The 24,240-nt window shown below is 49.8% G+C and carries 18 protein-coding genes and 1 pseudogene; 4 read left to right on the top strand and 15 right to left on the bottom strand.

From position 1 onward, the window contains the following. Positions 1-348: 348 nt before the first annotated feature. Positions 349-1,287, top strand: coding sequence for a carbamate kinase (gene arcC, locus ABC831_RS10895; protein WP_343248144.1), 939 nt, complete (start codon positions 349-351; stop codon positions 1,285-1,287). 115 nt (positions 1,288-1,402) lie between these two features. On the opposite strand, the gene ABC831_RS10890 is transcribed toward arcC, so the two are convergent. From ABC831_RS10890 to ABC831_RS10865, 6 genes are all read right to left on the bottom strand, one after another. Further along, the gene (locus ABC831_RS10890; RefSeq protein ID WP_343248143.1) at positions 1,403-2,380 is read right to left on the bottom strand and encodes a glycyl-radical enzyme activating protein; all 978 of its coding nucleotides are present in this window, start codon (positions 2,378-2,380) and stop codon (positions 1,403-1,405) included. Continuing rightward, positions 2,367-4,637: a pyruvate formate lyase family protein gene (locus ABC831_RS10885; protein ID WP_343248142.1), complete on the bottom strand. Its 2,271-nt coding sequence runs from the start codon at positions 4,635-4,637 to the stop codon at positions 2,367-2,369. Before ABC831_RS10885 ends, ABC831_RS10890 begins: the two co-directional genes overlap by 14 nt. A 78-nt stretch (positions 4,638-4,715) precedes the next feature. Further along, entirely contained in the window at positions 4,716-5,681 is a 966-nt protein-coding gene (locus tag ABC831_RS10880; RefSeq protein WP_343248141.1) for an ABC transporter permease, read from the bottom strand. Position 5,682: 1 nt separating this feature from the next. Beyond that, the gene (locus ABC831_RS10875) at positions 5,683-7,185 is read right to left on the bottom strand and encodes a sugar ABC transporter ATP-binding protein (RefSeq protein ID WP_343248140.1); all 1,503 of its coding nucleotides are present in this window, start codon (positions 7,183-7,185) and stop codon (positions 5,683-5,685) included. Between the two features lie 76 nt (positions 7,186-7,261). Continuing rightward, positions 7,262-8,311, bottom strand: a complete 1,050-nt coding sequence (locus ABC831_RS10870; RefSeq protein ID WP_343248139.1) for a sugar ABC transporter substrate-binding protein — start codon at positions 8,309-8,311, stop codon at positions 7,262-7,264. Between the two features lie 193 nt (positions 8,312-8,504). Further along, a complete protein-coding gene (locus tag ABC831_RS10865; RefSeq protein WP_343248138.1) occupies positions 8,505-9,257 on the bottom strand; it encodes a helix-turn-helix domain-containing protein in 753 nt (250 codons plus the stop codon). A gap of 225 nt (positions 9,258-9,482) precedes the next feature. Here ABC831_RS10865 and ABC831_RS10860 point away from each other — a divergent pair, with 225 nt between their 5' ends. Beyond that, positions 9,483-10,001 (top strand): hypothetical protein, encoded by a 519-nt coding sequence (locus tag ABC831_RS10860; protein WP_343248137.1) that lies wholly within the window; start codon positions 9,483-9,485, stop codon positions 9,999-10,001. 127 nt (positions 10,002-10,128) lie between these two features. Here ABC831_RS10860 and carB read toward each other — a convergent pair whose 3' ends face one another. Continuing rightward, positions 10,129-13,326 carry a carbamoyl-phosphate synthase large subunit gene (gene carB / locus ABC831_RS10855; RefSeq protein ID WP_343248136.1) on the bottom strand — a complete coding sequence of 1,066 codons (3,198 nt, stop codon included), beginning with the start codon at positions 13,324-13,326 and terminating at the stop codon, positions 10,129-10,131. After that, entirely contained in the window at positions 13,319-14,398 is a 1,080-nt protein-coding gene (locus tag ABC831_RS10850) for a carbamoyl phosphate synthase small subunit (protein WP_343248135.1), read from the bottom strand. Before ABC831_RS10850 ends, carB begins: the two co-directional genes overlap by 8 nt. A 514-nt stretch (positions 14,399-14,912) precedes the next feature. Here ABC831_RS10850 and ABC831_RS10845 point away from each other — a divergent pair. Together ABC831_RS10845 and ABC831_RS10840 are read left to right on the top strand one after the other, a co-directional pair. Next, on the top strand, positions 14,913-15,227 hold the full coding sequence (locus ABC831_RS10845) for a helix-turn-helix transcriptional regulator (protein WP_343248149.1): 315 nt from the start codon (positions 14,913-14,915) through the stop codon (positions 15,225-15,227). 138 nt (positions 15,228-15,365) lie between these two features. Continuing rightward, positions 15,366-15,836 carry a helix-turn-helix domain-containing protein gene (locus ABC831_RS10840; RefSeq protein ID WP_343248134.1) on the top strand — a complete coding sequence of 157 codons (471 nt, stop codon included), beginning with the start codon at positions 15,366-15,368 and terminating at the stop codon, positions 15,834-15,836. Positions 15,837-16,064: 228 nt separating this feature from the next. Here the strand turns inward: ABC831_RS10840 and ABC831_RS10835 are convergent, their stop codons facing one another. The 7 genes and pseudogenes from ABC831_RS10835 to ABC831_RS10805 form a co-directional block, all read right to left on the bottom strand. Further along, on the bottom strand, positions 16,065-16,955 hold the full coding sequence (locus ABC831_RS10835; RefSeq protein WP_343248133.1) for a DUF2156 domain-containing protein: 891 nt from the start codon (positions 16,953-16,955) through the stop codon (positions 16,065-16,067). 246 nt (positions 16,956-17,201) lie between these two features. After that, positions 17,202-18,956: an ABC transporter ATP-binding protein gene (locus ABC831_RS10830; protein WP_343248132.1), complete on the bottom strand. Its 1,755-nt coding sequence runs from the start codon at positions 18,954-18,956 to the stop codon at positions 17,202-17,204. A gap of 195 nt (positions 18,957-19,151) precedes the next feature. Beyond that, a complete protein-coding gene (locus ABC831_RS10825) occupies positions 19,152-19,508 on the bottom strand; it encodes a SpoVA/SpoVAEb family sporulation membrane protein (protein ID WP_158350190.1) in 357 nt (118 codons plus the stop codon). A gap of 94 nt (positions 19,509-19,602) precedes the next feature. After that, positions 19,603-20,613, bottom strand: a complete 1,011-nt coding sequence (locus ABC831_RS10820; protein WP_343248131.1) for a stage V sporulation protein AD — start codon at positions 20,611-20,613, stop codon at positions 19,603-19,605. Further along, positions 20,610-20,741 (bottom strand): annotated as a pseudogene (locus ABC831_RS10815) (SpoVA/SpoVAEb family sporulation membrane protein); the annotation flags it as partial. The pseudogene ABC831_RS10815 and the gene ABC831_RS10820, both read right to left, overlap by 4 nt. 186 nt (positions 20,742-20,927) lie before the next feature. Beyond that, positions 20,928-22,550, bottom strand: a complete 1,623-nt coding sequence (locus ABC831_RS10810; RefSeq protein WP_343248130.1) for a recombinase family protein — start codon at positions 22,548-22,550, stop codon at positions 20,928-20,930. Next, positions 22,543-24,240, bottom strand: coding sequence for a recombinase family protein (locus ABC831_RS10805; protein ID WP_343248129.1), 1,698 nt, complete (start codon positions 24,238-24,240; stop codon positions 22,543-22,545). The genes ABC831_RS10810 and ABC831_RS10805 overlap by 8 nt, the downstream gene beginning before the upstream one ends.

The raw sequence follows: 24,240 nt of genomic DNA, 5'->3' as shown, positions 1-24,240 counted from the left end.
CGCAGAAGTCGGGAGAACCTCGCAGGGCCCGGAACACTGTCCGAGCCGTCCTGTGGCGAGTTTGTTCCGGGCCCTGCCAATAAGAGGTTCTCCCGTCTTCGGAGTTAGCCGTTCTTAGGCCCGGCCGAAGTGATTTGGCCCCGCGAGATTTGCTGCCCGGCTCCCCAAGACACGCCGCTTCCCTTCAGCCCGGACCCCAGTACCAAAATCCCCATTTACCAAAGTTGGCCGTGAATCGTAACACTGAGAGGTTACTTTTCTCAGTGGTTTTTGGCTCATGTATTGCATTTTGGGTCTACAGCCGATATAATTTAAGTCAAATAAAACAAAATAAGGAAGGTACGGAATATGAACAAAAAGAAAGCCGTTGTGGCATTGGGACATAAAGCGCTGGGGATCACTCTGCCCGAACAGAAAATCGCAGCTCACGAGGCTGCGGCCTCGATCGCTGATCTCATTGAAAATGGGTACGAGCTGGTGATTTCCCACAGCAATGCTCCTCAGGTGGGTATGATCCATACCGCTATGAACGAATTCGCGGGGCGCCATCCGGAGTTCACCGCTGCTCCTATGTCAGTCTGCTCCGCCATGAGCCAGGGGTATATCGGTTACGACCTTCAGAATTCCATTCGGGAGGAGCTTTTGAACCGTGGAATTTATAAAACGGTTAGTACAGTGCTGACGCAGGTGGAAGTGGACCCCTATGATGAGGCGTTCTATAATCCGGAGAAAAGGGTCGGCCGCTTTATGGATAAAGAGGAAGCCGAGCTTGAGGAGAAAAAGGGAAATTATGTGACAGAGGTTCCGGAAAAAGGATATCAGCGGATCGTGGCCGCGCCCAAGCCGAAAAATATTATTGAAATCGATGCGATCCAGGCGCTGCTGGATGCCGGACAGGTAGTTATCGCTGCCGGCGGAGGCGGAATTCCTGTGCTGGCTCAAAGGCATCATCTCAAAGGTGCCAGCGCGGTTATCGAGAAGGATGCCGTCAGCGCACTGATCGCGGAACGAATCGATGCGGATGTGCTGATCATCCTGACCGCAGTGGAAAAGGCGGCGCTGAATTATGGGAAACCGGACGAGCAGTGGCTGGATCAGATGACCACCACAGAAGCCAGAAAATATATCGAAGAGGGACAGTTCGCCCCCGGCTCCATGCTTCCTAAGATCGAGGCCGCTGTAGCGTTCGTCGGGGAACGCGAAGGAAGGACCGCTGTGATCACCATGCTGGATAAAGCGGTGGACAGCCTTGACGGCAAGACCGGAACGAGAATTGTAAAAGGATAAGTATAAGAACCGCCGGCCGCTTCGTGATTTCCCGACTGCGGACAGACTGTTTTCTCACAGATCTGTTTTCAGTCAAAATCACGGAGGTGACCGGCGGTTCTTAATCTTTTGCGCCTTATGCGTTATGAACATCCCTGGCGGTCAAGCCGGACAGGACTGCCTTCTCTCCCACATATTTCCGGGCAATCTGCAGATAGCGGTTGGCGTTATCCTCTGTCATCAGAGGGGTATCCTGATACTCCCATTCCAGATGCATTTTCCGGTATTTGTCCCTGCATACATTGTTAAATGCGCACAGTTCCCAGCGTTCGATTCCCTTTAACACTTCCCCTTTCAGGAATTTCCCGATTTTATCTATGTTTTCTTCGGTGGCTGTAGCCCCGGGAATCAGCGGGGTCCGGATCCATATCTTTTTGTCCGGATCTCCACTGGCTTTCTGAATCAGCCAGATCAGATTGCTTAAGATCAGTTGGTTGCTCATCCCGGTATACTGGATATGTTCATTTTTATCCATCAGTTTGATGTCATAGAGGAAGGTATCCACGTAGGGGTAGACGGATTCGTAGGCTTCCCGCAGCCCCAGGCCGCAGGTATCCAGAGCTGTATTCTGGCCCGCCTCCTTTATTTTCTTCAGGAATTTTGTGACGAACCGGTATTGCAGGATAGGCTCTCCGCCCGATAAGGTAATTCCCCCCTCGAAATCTTCAAAAAACATGGTGTCCTTCAGAGCTTCGGTTGCCAGGCTGTCCACATCCCAATAGGTTCCGACGATCTTAAGCGCCCCGGACGGGCATTTTTCCGCGCACTGATAACACTCCTGGCACCAGTCCTGCCGGATCCTGATTCCTTCCTCATCGGCCTGCACGGCTGCGAACTGGCAGGTATTCACACAGGTATGGCATCCGATGCATTCTCCGGCAGTCCATTGAAGTTCGGGATGCGGCTCGATACTCTCGGGGTTATGACACCAGGCACAGTGCAGCGGACAGCCTTTCATGAATACTGTGGTGCGCATGCCGGGGCCGTCATGTGTGGTGCCTCTGTGAAAATCAAATACCAGGCCGCAGTCCTTTCTGTAGTCAGATAGCTTCATAATTTACCCTCGTCACGAATTCTTTTTGGAATTCCCGGTCCATCACAACAAAGTGGGCACTGTAGCCGGTTACTTTGATTACGATATCCGCATATTCCGGATTCGACGGATCATCGATGGCTTTTTTTAGCTGATCCAGGTCGACGATATTGAAATTGATCTGTACCCCGCCGTTTTTCATGTAGGCCCTGGAGAATCTCTCGATGTAGCTTCCCTTCTGCTCTTTCCCATCGAAAAACTTCGGCTGCAGCTCGATCTGCAGGGAACCGCCCTGGTACTTTCTAAACGGGACCTTCAGCAGGGATTTTGCGGTGGCTGTTATACCGTTATGGTTGCGGCCGTGCATCGGGTTACAGCCATGAGCGATGGGTTCCTCCGCCAGGCGCCCGTCGGGGGTGGCCCCGATAATAGGGCCCGCATAGGTGTGCCCCATATATTGGAACAGGGATGCCCGGAAATGGAAGCCTTTTATGTTATGCTGGCGTTCCAGGGTTTCCCGGATATTGGCGGCTACCCTCTGATAGATTTCATCCACATGATCCTCGTCATTGCCGAATTTTTCCTGTTTGAGCATAATCTGGCGGAAAATCTCCTGATCCTTCCAGTTGTTGGCGATCGCTTCATTTAACTGGGCCATCGTATAGAGTTTCTCTTCGAAAATCACTTTTTTCATGGCATAGATCGAGTCGACCACATTGGGAACCGCCAGTACATTTACTGAAGTATAGGCATTGCGGGCTCCGCCGATGTCGGTAATGTCCAGCCCTTTCTCGATCGTGTCTTTCATGCACAGGGTGGTTACCATCTCCGGCCACACCTTCGACTGCCACTTATAGACCCGGTTCTTAAACTCTGCCAGTGCCTCGGCTGTCCGCTCCACTTCCTCCTCATAGAGGGAAAAGAACAGTTCAAATTCGTCACAGCCTTCTTCTTCGGCTCTTTTCATGGCCCGCTGCATGGGAGCGGTCAGCACAAAGGAATTCAGGTCGTGATCGCTGTATTCACTTCCCACCGAGCAATACCACTGACATCCGCTGTAGGAGACGTTCCAGGCATCCTCGTACCGATAGCCGCTGTACAATTCCGAGTCCCTGAGCACATCGTAATTCACAAGTGTGGGAACTCCGCAGCCATGCCGTGTCACTACCTCGCAGGCATACCGATAGTAGCTCTCATCCATATCCGGGTGCCACATGACTCCCAGATGGTTATAGCCGCCCAGCATGTCATAGGCCTCAAGCCCCAGCCAGCTGATCTCGTTGGTGGCATCCCGCCCCTTGGCATCTCTGCCGCCGAAGGAAAAATAGTTCCCGCCGTACTTCAGGTACAGCTCTGCCAGCAGTTCCCTGGCCTCTTCCCTGGTAATCAGGCCTTTTTCCAGGTCCTTCCGGTAAAAATCGATCAGCAGCTGATCCAGGCGTCCATAGCCGTTTCCATGGCCGTTGATCCGCTCCACCACCTCATAGACCTGAATCCACTGTACCGCCTGCTCAAAGGTCTTGGGCTTTCCCGAAGCGATCTGGCGCATGTTTGCCGCTATCTCCATGTAAAGGCTCTTCTGCTGCGGATCGTGCTCTTCCCCGGCCAGTTTTTCCGCCTGATCGGCATGGCGCCCCACAAAACGGATGATCGCTTCCACCACCATTACCTGCGCGTTCAGATAATCGATCCGGTTTTGATTGTCATAAGTCTTCCATTTTTCCAGGCTGGCTTTCACATCCTTCAAGAGTCCGGTCCAGCCCTTTTTCAGGCCGATACTCAAATCCGGACAGGTGTGGGCCAGGCTCGTGCCTCCGGCTCCCAGCTGACGGAGCTCAAATCCCAGTTCCGTCACTTCCTCGGGATAGACGAATTTTCTCGCCTCATCCAGCTGCCAGTGGAACTCGGACACGATCTTTTCATCGGGATATACCTCCGCCGGACTGTGATCCAGGAAAAAAGCGTAATCCTTAGCCCAGTTCAACGCGCTATACTCAAATCCCTCAGTCTTCGACGGCATCTCGCCGGCAAAAGGAAACGGCTCTCCTGTATCTACCCGGCAGTTATGATCTCCCAGGTTGATCCTCTCGTCATCTGACAGCGCCATCTCTCCGGTAGCCGGAGAAAATCCCGCACTGTGCCCTGACCAGTGATATACGAGGAACTCCGGATTGTCTACATATACATTCCTCTTTCCGCTCTTGGAAAGGTCCGTACTTCTTTTCCAGAGCCTTTCCACCCGTTCACTGGCTTGAAACGCGGATTTATTTACCAACATATTATTATCCTCCTTTATTCTGTCTGATCTTCCCATCCCCTGTAGTCTTACAAACTTTATGGAGCTGTTAACCTTCTCTCAGGACTGTCTAAGCCTGCGGATACAATCCATGGCAACCGCTATGATAATAACGGAGCCGATCACCACCATCTGGAGATAGGAGGAGACTCCCAGCAGATTCATCCCGTTTCGGATACACTGCATGACCAGTACACCAATCAAAGTTCCCCAGATATTTCCTTTGCCGCCGGCCATGGAGATCCCGCCGATGGCAGCAGCAGCGATCGCGTCCGTCTCATATCCGGAAGCCACCAGGCCGGAGGTTCCGTTCATTCTTCCGGCGATGATGATACCGGCGATAGCACAGAGCACGCCGCTTAACGTATATATCCCGCATTTGATCATTTTCACCTTAATACCGGACAGCCGTGAGGCAATCACATTACCGCCGATCGAATAGGTATACAGTCCGAATTTTGTGTGTTTAAAGAGGAACCAGGAGATCAGATAGAGCAAAAACACCGTGATCACAGCGATCGGAATCATACCGATGTATTTCTGGCCCAGAAAATTGATACTGTCCGGCAGGCCATAGATCGCCTGCGCGTTGGTCCACTCATAGGCCAGGCCTCTGAATATCGTCATCGTGCCCAGCGTCACCACAAACGGCGGCATATCCAAAAGGGAGATCAGAAGGCCATTGATCAAACCGCAGATACAGCCGATCAACAGGCACGCCAGAATACCCAGCGCTCCGTTCATCCCTCTGTTCACCACCAGTTCGCCCATCATGGCGGAGGAGAGGGCAACGATAGCGCCGACAGACAGATCGATACCGCCGGATATAATGACAAATGTCTCACAGATCGCCAGGACACCGATGACCGATGCCTGCAGACAGATGTTAATGAGATTTTTTGCTGAAAAGAAGTTCTCCGACACGATACTCAATATCAGAATCATAATCAGCAGGCCGGCCCCGGCCGTCAACTGACTGGAATTGTTATGTATGAATGTGTTGACCTTATCATTCTTGATTTTCATTTCAAATCCCTCCTGATGCCAGGCGCAGTACTTTTTCCTGGCTGGCTTCTTCATGGCTTAATTCACCGGTGATCCTTCCCTCGTGCATCACCAGTATTCTGTCCGACATCGCCAGCAGCTCCGGCAGTTCGGATGAGATCATAATGATTCCGACCCCGCGCGAGATCAGCTGATTCATAAGCTGGTACACCTCGACTTTGGCTCCCACATCGATACCGCGGGTCGGTTCATCAAAGATTACGATTCGGGAATCCGACGCCAGCCATTTGGCCAGGACCACCTTCTGCTGGTTGCCGCCGCTTAGGTTGCCCACCATCTGATTGATGGACGGGGTCACGATCCGCAGATTCTCCTTTAATTCCTCCGGTATTTCCGTGCGCTTCCTGCGCCCGATCACTCCGCATCTGCTGATTTTATCCACGCTGGCCATGATGATATTATCCTTGATAGACATTCCCAGATTCAGCCCTTCCACCTTCCGGTCCTCCGGCGCAAGGCCGATTCCCAGGCGGATGGCATCTTTGGGCTGACGGATAACTGCCTTTTTCCCGAACACCGTAATCTCCCCGCTGTCGATGGGGTCCGCGCCAAAGATCGCTTTGACGGCCTCAGTGCGGCCGGCGCCCACCAATCCGCCGATCCCCAGGATTTCACCCGCATGAAGGGTCAGATTGATATCCCGCAGCACCTGTTTCCGGTTCAGATGCTCCACCCGCAGGATTTCTTCTCCGATGGTTACAGATATCTTCGGAAATTTGTCCGTAATCTCCCGCCCGACCATCAGTTTAACCAGATAGTCGGTGTTTAGCTTCCCTTTTTCCACCTCGATGGTATCCACGTAGGCCCCATCCCTCATGACCGTTACCCGGTCCCCGATCCGGTTGATCTCTTCCAGCCTGTGGGAGATAAATATAATGGCGACCCCGCGTTTCGTCAGGGTTTCAACCACCTGGAACAGCTTATCGATCTCCTGGTTGGTGAGAACGGCCGTGGGTTCATCCAGAATTAATATCTTGCAGTCCGTAGCGATCGCCTTGGCAATCTCCACCATCTGCTGGGCTGCCACACCCAGGTTCTTGACCGGTATCCTGGGATTGATCTTAGCCCCGATCGTCTCCAGGTACTCTTCGCTTTTGCGGTACATCTCCCTGCTGTTTAACTTGATGGTTTTCCCCACCATCAGCTCTTTGCCCAGGAAGATATTCTTGGCCGCGTCCAGCTCCGGTATCAGGTTGAATTCCTGGTAGACAGCGCTGATTCCCAGCTTCTGCGCGTGCAGGGGGCTGTCGAACTTAACCTGCCTGCCTTCCAGGAAGATCTCTCCCTCATCCGGGATATAAGCACCGGTAATGGTCTTGATCAATGTGGATTTTCCAGCCCCGTTTTCTCCCAGCAGCACATGGACTTCTCCCCTGCGCAGGGTGAGCTGTACCTGATCGAGGGCCAGAACTCCGGGGAATCTTTTCGTTATGTTCTTCATTTCTAATACAACCGCATTGTTCATCGTCCCACCGTCCTGATTTTTTTGAAAAATTTGCACCCTGTTTCACCAGGGTGCAAATTACACAAATGCATCAATCCTATTTACTGTAATTTGTTTCCTTATACTCGGCGGCATTTTCCCCCGTCACTACCTGGTATCCGGAATCGTTAAAGGCTTCCACGGTCTCCCCGTCCAACGCCTTGATTGCAGTCTGCACGGCCAGGCTTCCCATATTGGAAGGGTTCTGGGCAACGGAACCTTTGAAAATAGGATCTTTGGCGATCATCAGTTCACAGGACTGCTCAAACGCATCGTGTCCGACGATCATCACGTCCTCCCGTCCCGCAGATTTACACGCCTGATAGGCAGCCAGGGCTCCCCCGTCCCATGCGGCAAAAATAGCATTGAACTCCACATTCCCATTGATCAGATCTTCCACTCCCTTAAGAGCGGTATCGTCTACCCAGTCAGCGGCAATGGAACTGACCACTTCCGCATTGGGGGCCTTTTCCTTCAGCGTATCCACAAAACCGTTCTTCCGGTCTTTTCCTGTTCCCTGCGCCACCACGCCGTCGATCGTCACGACCTTTGCATCATCCCCCAGGGCTTCTGCGATATAAGCAGCTGCCGCTCCGGCGGAAGCCTTATTGTCGGTAGCCACCAGGGAGGTGATCTCCACTCCCGTCACCCCGTTATCCACCGCGATTACCGGCTTGCCCGCGTCGATGAACTTCTGTACGGCGGGAGCCACACCCACATCGTCACACGGTGCGACGATCAGGGCATCCACATCCTGGGTCAGGAAATCCTCGATCACGGAGATCTGTCCGGCCACATCATTTTCTTTGGCCGGGCCGATTTCTTTCACAGTAACCTGGGCGTCCGAGGCTGCCGTCTGGATCGCGGCGTTCAATTGAACCCAGAACGGGGTCGTGGACGATTTGGAGGCATACCCGATCACATAGCCTTTGCCCTCTTTCCCTGCATCTTTCTCTGTATCTTTCTTAGCGCTGTCCGACTCAGCCGCCGTCGCAGAATTATCCGTGGCAGAGGTTGCAGTTTCTGCACTTTCATTTTTTGAAGAACATCCCGTTATCACAGTTGCACATAATGACGCTATACAAATCACGCTTAATAACTTTTTCATGCGGCAAATCCTCTCTTTCTTCTCCTACACATATTTGTTCATAAAACATAGCTTTCCAAGCGGTTATTAAGTAACTTGCACAATTAATTTTTGGCGCCAACTGTCTTTTATTGTGGTTCTCACTTAATCTGCTCTCTTTCTGTATTCACATAATAGCATTTATACCAACCTGTTACAACACTATATTGTGACTTCAGGGTTGCTGAATGTGACTTTTTCTGTAATTTGACGGAGTCGTTTCCATATATTTTTTGAAAGCTCTGGCAAAAGCCTTTTCGTCCGTATATCCGCCCACGATACTGGCCTGATACACAGTAGCGCCGTTAGCCAGAGCCTTAGCCGCCTCGCTCATCTTCTTAGCCAGAATGTAGCGGTTCGGCGACATTTTAAAGATGGACTTAAACTTCCTGGAAAAATACGACCGTTCCATCCCTGCCTGATCCGCCAGCTGACTGACCGTCAATTCCTCCCCTATGTGCGTATCGATATATTCGATCACGCTCTTCATCCGCCGGCTGTTCGTCTTGCGCAGAGGCAGCACTTCATTTAGCATAGTCAGAAAAATATCGAACAGACGGACGATCTCATTTTGATACTCCGGCTGTCCCGTCAGGTAATGGATACTCTTTAAAAGGCTGTACATCACAGTATCCTTCTCGATTTTCACAACACCAAAATCCGTATAAAAGTCCATTTTAATTTCCACATGGAACCAGAGCACTTCCAGAGGATTGTCCTTATTCTGCCACAACGTATACGGATTCATCAGCGGAAAGATATAGAAATACCCCTTTTTCAGCCGGATATTGCGCTCCCCCTTCCGCAGATAGGCCTCCCCCCCGCAAATATAATACATACGGTAAAACAGAGCGCTCTCATCGGTCATTCCCCAGGTATCGGGGCAGATCGTATAATCATTCAGCAAAAGATTAAATTCATAGTTCATGATATCCCTCCCAAACCATCTCATCTAATTCTGATTATACATAATTCCTCTCGAAATTACACGCACAGAAAAACTCACCTCTTCCTGTTACTCACCTTCCCAGCCTTCACCAGTGCAGGCGTGGGAGCGTAAGCCTTCCCCGGAGCGGGCAAAGCTTACGCTCCCACGCCGCCCCCATTTCCCATTGTCAATTTGCTATTGTTTTACATATACTATATAGATATTATGAAAAAGGTAACATATCGTATGGATGACTTTTTTGAATTTCTCTCCTTTGAAGGAACCGTAATCAGTGTCGCCAATGCGGATGAAAGATGCTGTACCCAGCGCATCACTGTCCAGAACGACGACAACAGCGTAGTAAACTTTATCGCCACTCCCAATACTTATTTCGTAGATCACATACAGGTGAATCCAGGTATGAGAATCACCGGCTGGTACTCTGCCAACGCCCCTGCCCCCCTGATCTACCCGCCCCAGTACACTGCCGTAGCCATCGCAGAATCCCTGTCCTGGCGCAGTGTCAAAGTCGATCGTTTCGATGACAATCTGATCAGCTATGACGGTACTCTCCGGCTGATCCTCTCCCCCTATACCATCATCGAAACCCAGAACGGCCAGCTCTACTACTGTAAACTGGCGGGCCACGTCCTGGCCGTCCAGTACACCGCCACCACCCGCAGTATCCCTGCCCAGACCGTACCCGAGCGGATTACTGTCCTCTGCACCGACGAGCCTCAATAAAAGAAAGAGAAAAACCCCCTGTATTGTCTTACTGTCCGGCCCGCTCTTCAGCGGGGTTTTGACAGAAAAACAAGAAAGGGGGTTTTTCTCCTTTTCTTATAGCAATTTATATACCCTGTTCCGGGGATCAGATCGTAGCAATATCAATCAGCGTAAGTCCCTTCCCTTCCTGGTTTTCCAGGCTGGTGGCCAGCGCGTTGGCCGTATCCAGGGAGGTCAGGCAGTTCACGCCGGTCTCGATGGCGTTTCTGCGGATCAGGAATCCATCCCGGTTTTTATCCCGGCCCTGTGTGGGCGTATCGATCACCAGATCGATCTCATGGCCCAGGATCAGGTCCATGATATTAGGGGATTCCTGCGTGATCTTGTTGGTACGCACAGCGTGTACTCCGTGCTCGTTTAACACCTTAGCCGTACTTCTGGTGGCGTAGATGCGGTAGCCGATCTTCTCGAATCTTCTCGCCACTTCCACCGCTTCCAGTTTGTCCGCGTCTTTTACGGTGATGATCATGTTTTTATATTTGGGCAGGTTGATCCCTGCGCCTAAGAATGCTTTGTAGAGTGCCTCGTTGAAGGTTTTCGCGATACCCAGCACCTCGCCTGTCGATTTCATTTCAGGCCCCAGGCTGATATCCGCGCCCCGCAGCTTTTCAAAGGAGAACACCGGCATCTTGATGGCGATGTAATCCGCCTCCTGCTGAAGGCCCGGTTTGTAACCCATTCCCTTGATGGTCTCCCCGATGATCACACGGGTAGCCAGTTCCACGATGGGAATGCCGGTTACCTTGCTGATATAGGGGACGGTACGGCTGGATCTGGGGTTCACCTCGATAACATACACCTCGTCGTCCGCCACGATGAACTGGATGTTGATCAAGCCGATGACATGCAGGGATTTTGCCAGCTTCCTGGTGTATTCCTCCAGGACCCGGATCACCTTCTTATTCAGGCTCTGGGCAGGATATACGGAAATACTGTCTCCGGAGTGGACGCCGGCCCGCTCGATGTGCTCCATGATACCGGGGATCAGGATATCTTCCCCGTCGCATACAGCATCGACTTCGATCTCTTTTCCAACCAGATATTTGTCTACCAGGATCGGGTGCTCCTGAGCGATCTGATTAATAATGCCGATGAATTCGTCGATTTCCTCATCACAGATGGCGATCTGCATGCCCTGGCCTCCCAGTACATAAGAGGGACGGACCAGGACAGGATAACCCAGCTCCGCGGCGGCCGCTTTGGCTTCCTCCGCCGTGTAGACGGTTCTTCCCGCGGGTCTTGGGATACAGCACTGCTCCAGTATCTGGTCGAACAGTTCCCGGTCCTCGGCCGCATCCACATTCTCCGCAGAGGTTCCGAGGATCGGAACACCCATCTTCATCAGGCTTTCCGTCAGCTTGATGGCGGTCTGTCCGCCGAACTGCACCACAGCGCCGTCCGGTTTTTCCAAATTTACGATATTTTCCACATCCTCAGGGGTCAGCGGTTCGAAATACAGCTTGTCGGCGATATCGAAGTCTGTGCTGACCGTCTCCGGATTATTATTTACAATAATGGTCTCATACCCCTGCTTCTTAAAGGCCCAGGTGCTGTGAACCGAACAGTAGTCAAACTCGATCCCCTGGCCGATACGGATCGGCCCGGACCCCAGTACCAGTACTTTCTTCTTTCCCTCGGTCTTCTCCACCTCACATTCGCTGCCGAAGCAGGAATAGTAATAAGGGGTGGAAGCTGCGAACTCTGCGGCACAGGTGTCTACCATCTTGAAGGCGGCCGTGATCTGGTTTGCCTTTCTCATGGCCTTTACTTCTTCCTCAGTTTTGCCGGTGAGCTGCGCGATGATAGAATCCGGGAACTCCAGCCGTTTTGCCTCGGCTAAGAGCTCCGGCGTCAGTTCTTCTGTCTGAAGCGCCTGTTCCATCTCTACCAGGATGGCGATCTTATCGATAAACCACAGGTCGATCTTTGTTATGAAATTGATCGTATCCTGAGAAATTCCCCGGCGAATGGCCTCTGCGATCACAAAGATCCGGCGGTCATCCACCCGGTGCAGCACCTGCATCAGCTCCTCGTCGGACAGATGGCCGAAATCATAAGACATCAGGCTGTCCACATGCTGTTCCAGGGAACGGATCGCTTTCATCAGCGCACCTTCGAAGTTCGTACAGATACTCATAACCTCCCCGGTAGCTTTCATCTGGGTGGTCAGCGTGCGCTTTGCCATGATAAATTTGTCAAAGGGCAGTCTGGGGATCTTGACGACGCAGTAATCCAGAGCTGGTTCAAAGCTGGCATAGGTCTTGCCGGTAATGGCGTTCTTAATCTCATCCAGGGTATATCCCAGCGCGATCTTAGCCGCCACCTTGGCGATCGGGTAACCCGTGGCTTTGGAAGCCAGCGCGGAAGAACGGCTGACCCGGGGATTTACCTCGATGACACAGTATTCGAAGCTGTCCGGCTTCAGCGCGTACTGCACATTACATCCGCCGGTGATTTTTAACTCATTGATGATATTCAGGGCCGATGAGCGCAGCATCTGATATTCTTTGTCCCCCAGCGTCTGGGAAGGCGCCACGACGATACTGTCACCGGTATGCACTCCGACAGGGTCGATATTTTCCATATTACAAACGGTGATGCAGTTGCCGGCACCATCCCGCATGACTTCGTACTCGATCTCTTTCCAGCCGGCGATGCAGCGTTCCACCAGAACCTGCCCCACACGGCTCAAGCGCAGGCCGTTGGCCAGAATATCCATCAGCTGGCCCACATTGTAGGCGATTCCGCCGCCGCTTCCTCCCAGGGTGTAAGCGGGCCGCAATACCACCGGATATCCGATCTCTTTCGCGAACTCCACACCGTCATCCACGGTAGTCACCACTTTGGAGGGCGCGCAGGGTTCATGGATCTTCTCCATGGTCTTTTTGAATTCGTCACGGTCCTCCGCCTTCTTGATGGTCAGGGAGGTGGTCCCGATCAGTTTGACGTTCTGTTCTTTTAAGAATCCGGATTCATCCAGCTCCATGGCCAGATTCAGCGCAGCCTGGCCGCCCAGGGTAGGAAGGACACTGTCCGGTTTTTCTTCTATTATTAACTGCTGCAGTACTTTCACGGTCAGCGGTTCGATATATACTTTGTCTGCGATATCTTTGTCGGTCATGATCGTTGCCGGATTCGAATTCACCAGGACAACTTCGAGCCCCTCTTCTTTCAGGGAGCGGCAGGCCTGCGTACCCGCATAGTCGAATTCAGCCGCCTGCCCGATTACGATCGGGCCGGAACCGATCACCAGCACCTTTTTTATATTCGGATTCTTAGGCATTCTTGGCCACCTCCATCATAGATATAAAACGGTCGAACAGTGTATTGGAGTCCTGCGGTCCGGGACTTGCCTCGGGATGGAACTGCACGGTAAAAATATTTTTACCGATGTATTTTAATCCCTCGTTAGTTCCGTCATTGACATTGACAAATGCGGGAACCGCCACATTGGGATCCATGGCCCCGGCGTCCACCACATAGCCATGATTCTGCGAGGAAATATAGACCCGTCCGCTTTCCAGATCCTTTACCGGATGATTGGCGCCGCGGTGGCCGTATTTCATTTTGTGGGTATCCGCTCCGTTGGCCAGTGCCATAAGCTGATGGCCGAGGCAGATCGCGAAGATCGGAATATCACTTTGGTAAAGCTTTTTGATTTCTTCGATGATCTCCTGACATTCCTTAGGGTCCCCCGGTCCATTGGACAGCATGATCCCGTCCGGCGCGTCCGCGATGATCTGATCCGCTTTCGTCCCCGCCGGGTAAATGTTCACTTCGCACCCGCGTTCGTTTAGGCATCCGGCTATATTGCGTTTCGCCCCGAAATCCATCAGCGCTACTTTATAACCTGTGCCTGAAAGCGTCTCTTTGTCCTTACAGGTGACCTTCTCCACTACTTTTCCGGTCGTATAGGATTCAAGCTTTGGAAGTATTTCTTCTATATTATAATTCGCATTGGTCGTGATCATACCGTTCATGGTACCTTTTTCTCTTAAGATCTTTGTCAATGCTCTTGTATCTATACCTGCGATTCCGGGGATATTATGTTTTTCCAAGAAATGTTGAATAGAATCTTCACTGCGGAAGTTGCTGGGAAGTCTGGATAATTCTCTGACAATATAGCCGTCCGGCCAGGGTTTTAAGGATTCCATATCCTCATAACATATACCATAATTACCGATCAGCGGATAGGTCATAACCACTGCCTGCCCCGCGTAAGAGGGATCTGTGAGTATTTCCAGATATCCGGTCATTGATGTGTTAAATACGATTTCGCTGATGACTTCACGGTCCGCTCCGATGCTCGTCCCCGTAAATACATGCCCGTCTTCAAGAATGAGAAAAGCTTTCATATTCCACCCTATTCCTTTCATTATTATTGTCTGGTTTTCTAGACATTTAGGTATACCCGTAGGGTATTTCATTATTATTGTCTGGTTTCCAAGACATTTAGGTATACCCGTAGATAACCCTTGTATTAAGCCCTAAAAATGGCTTTTTCATTATATATAGAAAAAGCCATGGAACCTTTGCCTAAATTGACAGCATTGTACCACAGAATTCGTCACTTTTCAACTATTTACTTTTAATTCAGAATTTTTTTTTGAGTATCTAAATTTATGTCAGCTTCAAAACTGTTTAAGCTTATTGAAAATCGGAGCTGGGAGATACGATACCGCCTCTGCCCGGAACGGTTCTTCCACACGGTTATCCCATGGTTCGGGTACAACCTCCGCCCAGTCTTTTACAAGCGGCTGGAATGCAAAAAACTGCCCAGGCCGGGGACCTATTGTGTCTTTCGGCCTGGGCAGCATCCTTGCATTCCAACCGCTCATGGATCATATTATCCATAAATAATAACATTCTATTCGATTCGAACATGGAAAACAGTTCATCCGGGAACACTATACAGAGGAAACCTTAAGTGTAGGCTCCGTAGCAGTTAAGCTGTTCCTGAGCCAGAATTATTACGGACAGCTCTTCAAATCCTCCACCGGTATGAGCGTCAACGAGTATATCAATCTGGCCCGTATCGAGCACGCCAGGCATCTTTTGTCCTCCACGAACCTGAAGATCTATGAGATCTCCTCTGCCTGCGGTTATACCGACCAGTATTATTTCAGCAGCGTATTCAAGAAGATCGTTGGTATTTCCCCCAGTGAATACCGGGATGTCCTTTAACTATTGCGAATTCGGAAAATATTTCGTTCAGATTAGGGTAAAACTATAATTCCCCTCAAATTCTCTGTATAAGTGGTGTTCCAATGACTCCATTTTTGATAAACTGGATGATGATAAGAAAACACGGGAGGTTCTAAGATGGACAAGATAAGAACAGGATCTTTCATTTCGCAGAAGCGGAAAGAAATAAATATGACTCAGGAGCAGCTTGCGGAAAAACTCGGGATATCGAATAAAACGATTTCAAAGTGGGAATGCGGGAAATGTATGCCTGATTACAGCATCGTGCAGCCACTGTGCCAGCAGTTAGGAATTACAATCGCAGAATTAATGGATGGAAACATGAATGACAGGAATAACATCTGCTCCGTGGATGATCGACAGATGACAGATATGCTCAAACGGATACAGGTGTTAGAAAAGCAAAAACAATCCATGTTGGGAATCATGCTGATTATAATAGGAATTTCCATGTTTGCACTTTCACAATTGCTCGGCGGTTCCGGTTTCCGGGATTTTATTTCAGGAGTGTTGTTGGGAGCATCTATCGCAGAGACACTGGTAGGTGTTTACCTTTTTGCACGGACAATGGGCACTGGCAATTCTTAAAGATGGAGCCCGGGACCGAACATAATATCTGCCTGACGTATGATTGTAAAAAATACTGCATTATTCTAAAAATGAATGAGGCTGCCGGGAAATAAAATTTGCATACCAGATATTTGATGTGAAACCTGAAAACATGTTCCATATCTGATATGACTGATTTATTTCCCGGCAGCCCCGTAATGTATAGTTAAAGTGTTGGACCGATTTTTGTTCAGCAGTTAACCTGGTTTAGGCGTAAGTGACCACACCCTTTTGAAGCAGGATTTCCGGCCGGTACGACAATTTGGCTTTTCTTAGACCTTCACTTCCCGCATCATCCTCCCGGTTCGTATATTTATAATTTTGGGCTTCATGTTCCGCAAACTGCTGGTTGATCATCGGATACGCCCCGGGCACATCGGCGAAAGCTTTTTCATTGTGGACCACAAAGGTATCTTCGCTTACCGGCTCTCCGATCGCGATCGCCACCACCTGGCCTTTGGCACGGATCAGGCCGCCCGACAAATGCAGTTCTTTTAACAGACGCAGCGCATTCATGGTTACGCACAGCTCCAGACGCTTTTCCTCATCCTGGTCACAGGCATTTTCATGCCGCCATTTCAGCGCCATCTGGAACGCGTCGTCCAGATTATCATCCGTAATCTTTTCATACACCCAATCCGGATACAACTCCCGGAATTTGTTGATATGGTTTCTCTTACCGTGATATTTTTTACCGGCCAGAGTGATCAGCTTTTCCGTTTCATAGACATAATCCGCCGAATCCCGGTCGTACTCGATCTTCATTTTTCCCGGATAGAGTGCCGCAAGCTTTGCAAAATCCTCTTCCGTTACCAGGTGCATCCGGAATGGATAACCTTTTTCCTCGTAGTACTCCATCATTTTATCCATACAGCTTTTTAAATCCCCCTGTCCTCTGGGAAAATCAAAGGAGGGATTTTCTTGTATTGTCTGAAATACCAGCATGTCGTCGACGATGGCAAATTCTATCGGATACTGCCTGGACCACAGGTAGGTGTTGGCAAATGTTTCTTCGCAGCTTCTGACCTGGGAGGCCCAGAGGTACTTAGTGACCAGATCCCGGTCTTCCAATGCTATTTTCTTAAATTCTATTCCCATAACTTTACTTCCTATCCTTTTTTCTATTCGTAGTTTCAATCTCTTTTCAGCGGGGGATACCGGTTATTTTCTGCCGATAAACAGCCGTTAAGCTGGATCCGCCGGCTCCGGTTCCACCTATAGAGTCGGGAAATCTTTGTTCATTATATTAAACAAGTTCCCTTTATTTTATACCTTATCATGCAGCAAAAGCTGCATGCCCGCCCGCAGGGCATGTATTACGGGATGCCCTTTGGGTATCCCTTATCATGGAACCGTAGTCCCCTCATTGCGGAACTGCATTTGATATAAGCGCGCGTAGATTCCGTTTTTGTCAAGAAGTTCCTCATGTGTTCCCTCTTCCTGGATTCCCTCCTCTGTCAGCACCAATATTTTCTCCGCATTGCGGATAGTGGACAGACGGTGGGCGATCACGAAGGTGGTCCGGTTAGCCGCCAGCCGTTCGAGAGATTCCTGAACCACCCGTTCACTCTCATTATCCAGCGCCGAAGTGGCTTCATCGAAAATAAGGATCGGCGGATTCTTTAAAAATACCCTGGCAATGGATAATCTCTGCTTTTGTCCGCCGGAGATCTTCACTCCCCGCTGACCGATATCCGTATCATAGTGATCCTGCATTTCCATAATAAATTCATGAGCATTGGCCAGTTTTGCCGCACGGACGACTTCTTCATCCGTGGCATCAGGCCTTCCATACCGGATATTATCCATTACTGTTCCGGCAAACAGATACACGTCCTGCTGCACGATTCCAATCTGATCTCTCAAATCCTTCAAACGCATATTTCTTATATCGATTCCGTCAATCGTAATACGTCCCGAAGTAACATCATAAAATCTCGGGATCAGGCTGCAAAGCGTTGTCTTACCGGCGCCTGAAGATCCCACCAGCGCGATATAAGTACCCGCCTTCACATCCAGGCTCACATGATGAAGCACCTTATCTGTGCTGTCCTCATAGCGAAAGGAGACGTCTTCGAATACGATATCTCCCCGCAGCTTCCGGATCGGAACTGCATCTTTTCCATCCCTGATATCCGGTTCCACATCCAGAATCTCCAAAAAGCGCTCATACCCGCTGTATCCGTTCTGGAACTGCTCCGTAAAATTCACCAGCTTCTTCACCGGCTCCGTAAAGTTATTAATATATAGAAGAAACGTAATCAGGTCCGATGCATTGACCGTTCCCTTGGCAATAAACATCCCGCCGGCCATCAGCACTACCACGGTTACCAGGGTCGTCAAGGCCCCCAGCCCCGAATTATATCCTCCCATATACAGATAGCTTCTCTTCTTCGCATCCACAAACTTGCTGTTGCCTTTATAAAACTTCTTCAGCTCGATCTCTTCATTGGCAAAAGACTTTACCACCCGGATGCCGGAAAGATTATCCTCGATCTGACTGTTAATATCCGCGATCTTCGCCCGATTCTGCTTAAACGCGTGCTTCATTTTCGTGTTAAAATAAAACGCATAGATGAGCATTACCGGCAAAAATGCAAAAGCCACCCATGTCAGCGGCATATTCACCTGAAACAGAATCACGAAAGAACCGATCATCTTGATCAGGGAAATAAATACGTCCTCCGGCCCGTGATGCAGAAGTTCACTGATGTCAAACAGATCATTCGTAACCCTGGACAGCAGCTGCCCAACCTTTTGATTATCATAAAAAGCGAACGACAATTTCTGATAATGGGCAAAGATCTCATTTCTCATATCATACTCGATCTTCGCTCCCATAATATGTCCGTAATAGGCAATATAAAAATTGCAGACAAATTCAATCAGCACCAGACCAATCATCAATATTCCAAGCCGCAGTACCATCTGCACCGCATCGTTTAGCGGCAGCGCCGTTACCCGGCTGGTAATATAGCGGACGATCAGCGGAATCACCAGAGTCACCGCGGCACCCACCACAGCGAAAAACATATCTGATATAAAAAGCCACTTATAAGGTTTGTAATAAGAAAACAGTTTCCTCCATTTGTGTTCCATCCTATTCCCCCTAGCTTCCCTATTATAAACTTTCTGCCGCAAATTTTCAACTGTAATTATTCAGAGTGCAGATTCGCAGCTGAATATCCCGGAAAGGGGGAACAGAATAACAAGAGAAAAGGATATACATCCGCGGTTGTATATCCTTAATCTATATTAAAAGCACGGGCAGAAGCCTCGTTACTTGAAATATCTTTATTTTTTCATTTTGGGATTGAATATAAGGGATGCCAGGTATCCGAAGATCAGAGCTGCGGATACTCCTACAGCGCTGGCGGTGAAGCCCCCCATAAAGATACCGAGGAATCCGTCGCTTGCGATCGACTCTTTGACGCCCTTCCATAACAGATTCCCGAATCCAAGAAGCGGAACACTGGCTCCGGCTCCTGCGAATTCCTGGAATGGCTGATAGATGTTAAGAGCTCCCAGTACCGCACCGCTGCATACCAGCAGTACCATGATTCTGCCGGGCATCAGTTTCGTTTTTTCCATCAATATCTGAACCAGGGCGCAGATCAGGCCGCCTACCCAGAAAGCATTGATATAATCCATTGATGTCCATCTCCCTTCTCTTTCTTTGCGTGGACAATACACTTAGTTTGTCCCGTTCATAAGGCATTATGCACGTTGGAACGGAAAAAATTGATCAGCAGCTCTCCAGTACAACCGCCTGGGCGATTCCGGGAACTGTATTTCCTTCGTTGTAGCTTACCTTTGAGAGCAGCGCTCCGGTAGGTACCAGCATAACCCGTTTCCACGCTTTTTTCTCCAGCTGCCGCATAATATAGGCCGACAGGGTTACGGCTGCGCAGCCGCAGCCGCTGCCTCCGTTGTGGGTATCCTGGCGTTCTGCGTCATAGATCTCTATCCCGCAGTCCGTATGCTGGCTGCTGATATCAAACCCTTTTTCCTTCAGCAGCTCCAGAAGAATGGTTTTCCCTACATTTCCCAGATCTCCGGTAAATATACGGTCATAGTCGGACGGCTGACGGTTGAAATCCATAAAATTCTGATAGATCGTGTCACAGGCCGCAGGCGCCATACATGCTCCCATATTCAGGGAGTCTTTGATACCGTAATCTACGATTTTCCCGGTGGTAATACCGGTTATACGGACTTTTCCTCCGTCTTTGCCCAGCACGAACGCACCGCATCCGGTGACTGTCCAGCAAGCGGACAAGGGCCGCTGGCCGGCGTACTGCAAGGGGAAACGGAACTCCTTCTCCGCACTGCCAAAGTGACTGGAAGCCATAGAGATTACATAATCCGCATAATCCGCAGCTACCGTCATGGCTCCCAGGGATAATGCTTCCCCTATGGTGGAGCAGGCTCCGTACAGTCCGAACAGGGGAATGTTCAGATCCACCAGCCCAAAGGAAGTCGCCACTCCCTGGGCCAGCAGGTCGCCGGAGAAGATATAGCGGATCTGCCAGCTCTCTAGTCCCGCTTTTCCGATGGCCATTTCCCCAGCCTGTTTCTGCAGATAGCTTTCAGCTGCCTCCCACGTTTTCTCACCAAACAGCGCATCTTCGCCAACCACATCAAACAAATGTCCAAGGGGACCCTCTCCTTCTTTTTTTCCTACAATTGAGGCATGCCCCAGTATATGCGGCGCATGTTCAAATTGCAGGCTTTGTTTTCCGATCATCTGCGTCATGAGATCACCCCCGTCCACTGCAGCAGATAATAAATGAGTCCCAGCAGCCAGGAGGTAAAGATTCCGTACAGGATCACCGGTCCGGCGATGGTAAATATTTTACATCCCACACCGAACACCTGGCCTTCTGCTTGTGTCAAGATAGGGACGAGGGAAATTTTTGCCCTATTTTACTGGGTTTTTGGCTCCTCAAATTTCTAAAAAAATCGGCTTTTTTCGCAAAACTGCTGTGATAATAGGGATAATTGCTGTGATAATAGGGATTTGGGCAGACAAGAACATCCCTGTTCGAGAGCAATTTGGGGACATCTTTGCTAAACAGCATTGTGCTTCATGGGATGTGAAATGCTCTCTGGCAAAAGGAGCCTTTCAAATGCATCTACGTTGCGAAACTCAATTTCGACCCTCCCGTTCTCAAAAACACGCACCTGATCCACAAGCCGGGCAATCACTTCCGGACGATATTCTGACAGAGCCAGAATATCCTTTACGCTCTGCGTGGTGTTGCAGGCTGCGTCATACCGTTTGTTCCAATCCTCCAGTTCCTTCCTCAGATCCTTGATTTGGATCTGCAATCGTTCACATTCCATCTGATTCGTTTGCTGGATCTCTTTGAACCGGTCTTTGGTGTATTTGCCTGCACGGTACTCCTCATATAGAAATCCCTTTGTGCTGTTGATGTGTCCCAACCTCATATCAGCAATGCGGATCTGGCTCTTTATCTGCTCACGCTTGGAGCTGTCCAGATTTTTGATATAATCTGATTTTGAAAGCAGCAATTTGGCATGCAGCTTTACCACCTGCAGCGCATTGGCCTGCAATGCGTCAACATTCTCATGCAAGGATTCACATCCGGGGCTATGCTCAAAACGCGCCCGCACACAGAACAGATGAACCTGTTTCCCGTGAGAGCGCTGCAGTTTTCGGCCGCAGTACCCACAGACGAACAGATTTTGTGAACGGTTTCCGGCAGTGTTGTTATTTACAGTCCGTATCCGCGATTTCAGCGCACTGATCGCCTGCTGATAGGTTTCAGGCGAAATGATAGCCTCATGCGTTCCCTCAACAACGACCCAATCCTCTCTCGGGAGGCTTCGCATTTTATTCGAGCGGATACCCACAGTTTCTCTGGTTCCGCTTATCATCTTCCCGGTATATCTTTCATCGTTCAGAATCTTTCGAACCGTTCCGCCAAGCCACAGCGGTTCGCTTTCAAGAACCCGCCCATTGTAGCGCTCTCCGTTCTGCCTTTTATGCTCCGCCGGGGATGGTATCTTTCGTGCATTGAGACGTTTAGCAATTTCCATCGTACTCAAACCTTCAATGCACCATTCAAAGATTCTTTCTATCGTTGTACGGACATCTTCATCCACTAAAAGCTTGTGCTTGTCTGATGGATCCAACCGATAGCCATAAAAGGCTTGACCACCCCAGTACAAGCCTCTACGGTTGCGGGTTTTTACGGCACTTCGGATTTTCAGGGAAAGATCCTTGCTGTACATCCCATTTACAAGGTTTCTCAGTGCAAGTTCCATGCCTCCGGTCGTTCCGATGTAATCATTGCTGTCAAAGGCATCGCCGACGGAAATAAACCTCGTGCCAAAGAGCGGAAGAATCAATTCGAGGTACGCTCCTACCTCCAAATACTCACGGCCGAAGCGGGATAGATCCTTCACAATAATACAATGGATATCTCCTCTGCGAACCAGTTCCATCATGCGCTTGAAATTCGGTCTCTCAAAGCTGGTTCCGCTATAGCCGTCATCACAGAATTCCGTAATGCGATAAGGGAGCAGATCATGAGTCTGCTCGATGTAGCTTTGAAGGATCTTCCGCTGGTTGGTAACACTGTTGCTCTCGCTCTTATCCGTTGATGAGCGAAGATCTCCATCTTCGACTGAGAGGCGAATATACATGGCAAGCGTCTTTTCAGGCATAGCGCTGTGCCTCCTTCTGCCAAAGAGCCGCGTTGAGGAGAAGCTCTTCCATTTCGTCCCGATACTTCAGCTTCACTTCGTAGTGACCGTCGTTGAACAGTACTACCTCGTCAATTAGGGCGTCCACCATTGCAGCGTCCAGCTCTGTTCGATTGCCATACTCTTTGATGAGCTCTGTCCAGTAGGCGCTCCCTTTATATTCAGGAGAATACTTCTGCGCCTCTTTTTCAAGCTCATGGGCAAAAATCCTAAGCTCATCCGCCTTGGTAGCGCACGCATTCGCTTCAGCGATATATTCTTGCTCGGAAAGGATGCCTTCTTTGAAGCTCCTGTAGAGCGTAGCTTTCCGCTCGCCGTACAGGTCTATCCTTGCCATAACACTTCTAATCTGCTCTTGAAAAATTCTATATCGGCTTTTATTTTTCTCTCGTTGATTTAAGGACGCAACAATCGCCTGTGCATCGGTAAACAACTGCATTTGAACTTTTATCAAGCGTAGAACGGACGATTCCAGTTCGTCTTTCTTCACCGCCTTTTTGGGGCAGTAGGACGAATTGTAGTTTTCATGCAGAGTACAGTAATACCACCATGTCGTCTTTCCATTGTTCTTCTTGGCACGCAGAAACATTGCCTTCCCGCATTCCCCGCAGCGCAGGTGTCCCTTAAAAATACTCGCCTGCTTGCTTTTACAGTTGTACTTTGTCGCTGCTCCTGCCGTGTGCTTTAGGTCATCGAAATATTTTTGCACGCAATCAAAGAGCCCTTCCGAAACGATTGGCTCGTGAGTGCCCTTTGTAATGATCCAATCTTCTTTGGGGACTGCCTTGCTTTTTTTCTCCCCCGAGCTATAGAAGTCTGAGCGGTATTTCCCGCCGATTGTCCATCCGAGATATGTCCTGTCAATCAGGATTTTTCTCACGGTCTGTTGATACCAGAGAGAATTCTTGAATTTATCACTCTTTACCAGACCGAGGTTGAAATTATGACGACCGGGGGAAGGAATTCCTCTATCATTCATTGTGACGGCTGCATAATGCAGAGTGCAGCCCTCGGCAACCATCTCAAACAGCTCCCTTACGATGGGCGCTGCTTCAGGGTCTATGACAAGATGATGTTTATCCATCGGATCCCTTAAATACCCATACGGCGCCTTGCTGCCCACGTATTTCCCCTGCTTCTGCATGGATTCCATCACGGAGCATATCTTCTTTGACACATCTTTTGCGTAACGTTCATTTAGAAGGTTCTTTATCTGCACAGAAATATCTGCCTGCTTATATAGCGAATCGAATCTATCCGTAATAGAAATGAAGCGCACATTCAGATACGGGAATACCATCTCAATAAACTCGCCGGACTCAAGATGATTTCGGCCAAGGCGCGACAGGTCTTTTACAATGACGCAATTTACTTTCCCGTCCCGGATATCGTTCATCATGCGGGAAAACTCCGGCCGTTGAAAATCCGTCCCGGATACATCGTCATCGCAATACACATCAAATACGCTGATATCCGGATCCTCGCCTGCAAAATCCCGAAGAAGCTGAATTTGGTTGCCAATGGTGTCAGCTTCTCTTTTTCGTTCATCTTCAACCGAGATGCGGGCATACAAAGCCGCAGAGTATTCTGACTTTGGCGTAGGTGGTGATTTCACAGGAGGCGCTATGTTTTTTCTGCTCGTTCTTGCCAT

This window comes from Diplocloster hominis (assembly GCF_032380655.1).
Classification (GTDB): Bacteria; Bacillota; Clostridia; order Lachnospirales; family Lachnospiraceae; genus Diplocloster; species Diplocloster hominis.
Note: the sequence above shows the minus strand (reverse complement) of the source record. Positions and strands in the feature narration are given on the sequence as shown.